1 protein-coding gene is annotated in these 2176 nt (G+C 75.3%); it reads right to left on the reverse strand.

Annotation, left to right across the window (positions count from 1 at the left end; genetic code table 11):
- Positions 1-96: 96 nt before the first annotated feature.
- Positions 97-2176: alpha-N-acetylglucosaminidase (locus tag ACFV4N_RS42985; protein WP_499678457.1), on the reverse strand; the 2080-nt coding region annotated here is incomplete at its 5' end.

Genomic DNA, 2176 nt, shown 5'->3' on the forward strand with positions numbered 1-2176 from the left:
CACCGCGGCCGGGGGCGCCGGGTGGGGGGGGCGGCCCGGGCCGAGGGGCCCCCCGGGAACACCGCCTTGGGGTCCCGGGCCGCCACGTCGAGGTGCTCAGACGGGGTCCCCGGCCAGCTCGGCGGCGATCCGGGCGGCGGTCTCGTAGGTGTTGCCCGTCGGGCGCGTCCGGTACCGCTCGCGGCCCCGCGCCCAAGCCTCCCCGCGCTCGGCCCAGTCCTCGAACACGGGCGGCTGACCCGTGGCCGTCAGCACCTCGAAGAACCGCTCCCACCGCGGCCGGTAGTAGCCGCTCAGCAGCCCGTTCCAGTCGCGGTTGGCGTACTCGCGCAGCGCCGCCGCCGCGGGCGCGCTCCACGTGGTGATCAGCGTGCGGGCCTCCCGCTCCAGCGCGTTCGCCTCCGCCGTGGTCGATCCCCAGGACCGCGCCCGCGCCAGCCACCGCCCGAGCAACCAGTCCTCGTGCGTGCCCAGGATCTCCTCGGACAGGTCCAGCGCCCGCAGGAACCGGGAGCTGTGCCGGGTCACGCCCTCGCGGTCACCGCTCTCGTGGGCGCCCCGCAACCGGTCCAGCAGCAGCCGGCCCCGGTTGGCCAGCACCTGGCGGGTGACGTCGACCAGGTCGTAGCGGTACGGGGCGGAGGTGCGCAGCGGCGGCGCGACGGCCAGCAGGTGGTCCAGGCAGGGCGCGAACTCCGCCGGGTCGTACCGCCACTGGTCCGGCCCCCACATCGACGCCGAGCCCACGACGAGGGCCGGCTCGGCGGCGAACGGCGTCTCGTGCGGTCCCTCGCCGCTGGTGTGGCCGGTGGCGGAGTAGGAGTAGGCGGTGCGCAGCAGGACGTCCCACGCGGCCGCGGCGCGCGGGTCGTCGGCGCCGTACCGGCGGCGCGCGTAGTCCCGGACCCACGCGACGAGGTCGACCGGCTCCCGGTGCCACGGCACCTCGGCCAGGAGGTCGGCCACCACCGGGTTGTGGTGCGTGCCCTCCGGCACCACGGCCAGGCCGACGAGGTTCCGGCGGGCCGGGTGCGCCCGCACCTCCTGGAACGTGCGGCCGGGTTCGATCAGGTTGCCGAACATGCCGAGCCGGCCGCCGAAGTTGCCGATGGTGCCCCAGCACCACGGCGCGCCCCAGTACGCGTCGGTGTACTGCCACTTGCGCGAGTCGTCGGAGTCCAGGTCCAGCACCACGACCCGCTCCCGGTCCACGGCGTCCAGCAGGACCCGGCGCGGGTTGGCGTGCCAGCCCTGGATCAGCCACCGCGCGCCCGGCACGGCCCGCTCCAGCGCGGTCTGCACGGCCACCGCCGCGCGGGCCAGGTCGGCGCCGCCGAGCAATATGGGCAGCTCGTCGTCGCCGACCTCGTGGAACAGGTCGGTCGAGTAGTGCGTGGTGGTGCCGAAGTGCCTGGCCTGCGCGCGGTAGAACCGCTCCGCGACCGCCGGGTAGAGCGGATCGGTGCAGTCCAGCCAGTACGGCCGCGGGTGCCCCGCGTAGTTGCCCTGGGGCACCACGTGCGCGTCGGGGTTGCGCTCGGCGAACAGCCGGTCGGGCACGTGCCCGGCGAAGCCGGGGAACACCGGCGTGATGCCCAGCTCCCGCATCCGGTCGACGATCCGCTCACCGAGCTGCGCGCGGCGGCGCAGCAGGGTGCGGCTCACCGGGCCGCGGTGCGCGGTGTCGGCCTCGTCGTAGCCCGTGATCTCGCCGTACCACTGCCACGGCTGGTGCGCGGGCTGCGCGATCCACCGCCGGACCTCCAGCTCGGACAGGCCGAAGTCCTGGAACGCCTCGTACCAGACGATCTCCTGGCCGATCAGGGTGAGCGCCCGGTTGACGCCGCTCATCGCGAGCCGGTCCAGCTCCCGCTCCCACTCCGACCACCCCCAGAACGGGCTGGTGTAGCCGAACGCGGTGAAGTTGTTGGAGTACCGCTCGGCCAGCTCGGTGGACCGCCGGACCGGCTCGCCCGGCGCGGGCAGGTCGTCGGGCAGCGCGAGGCGGTCGCCGTTGGTGGACAGGTGGCCGCCCGCCACGTGCTCCAGCCACCAGCGCAGCCCGGACATCAGGGCGACGCCGCCGCTGCCCGCCAGCCGCACCGCGCCCTCCGACCCGCCGATCTCGAACACGTCGGCCTCGCCGGCGGTGGGCGCCAGCTCGTCGAGTACGAAC

Source organism: Actinosynnema sp. NPDC059797 (assembly GCF_042732085.1).
In the GTDB taxonomy this organism is placed as follows: Bacteria; Actinomycetota; Actinomycetes; order Mycobacteriales; family Pseudonocardiaceae; genus Actinosynnema.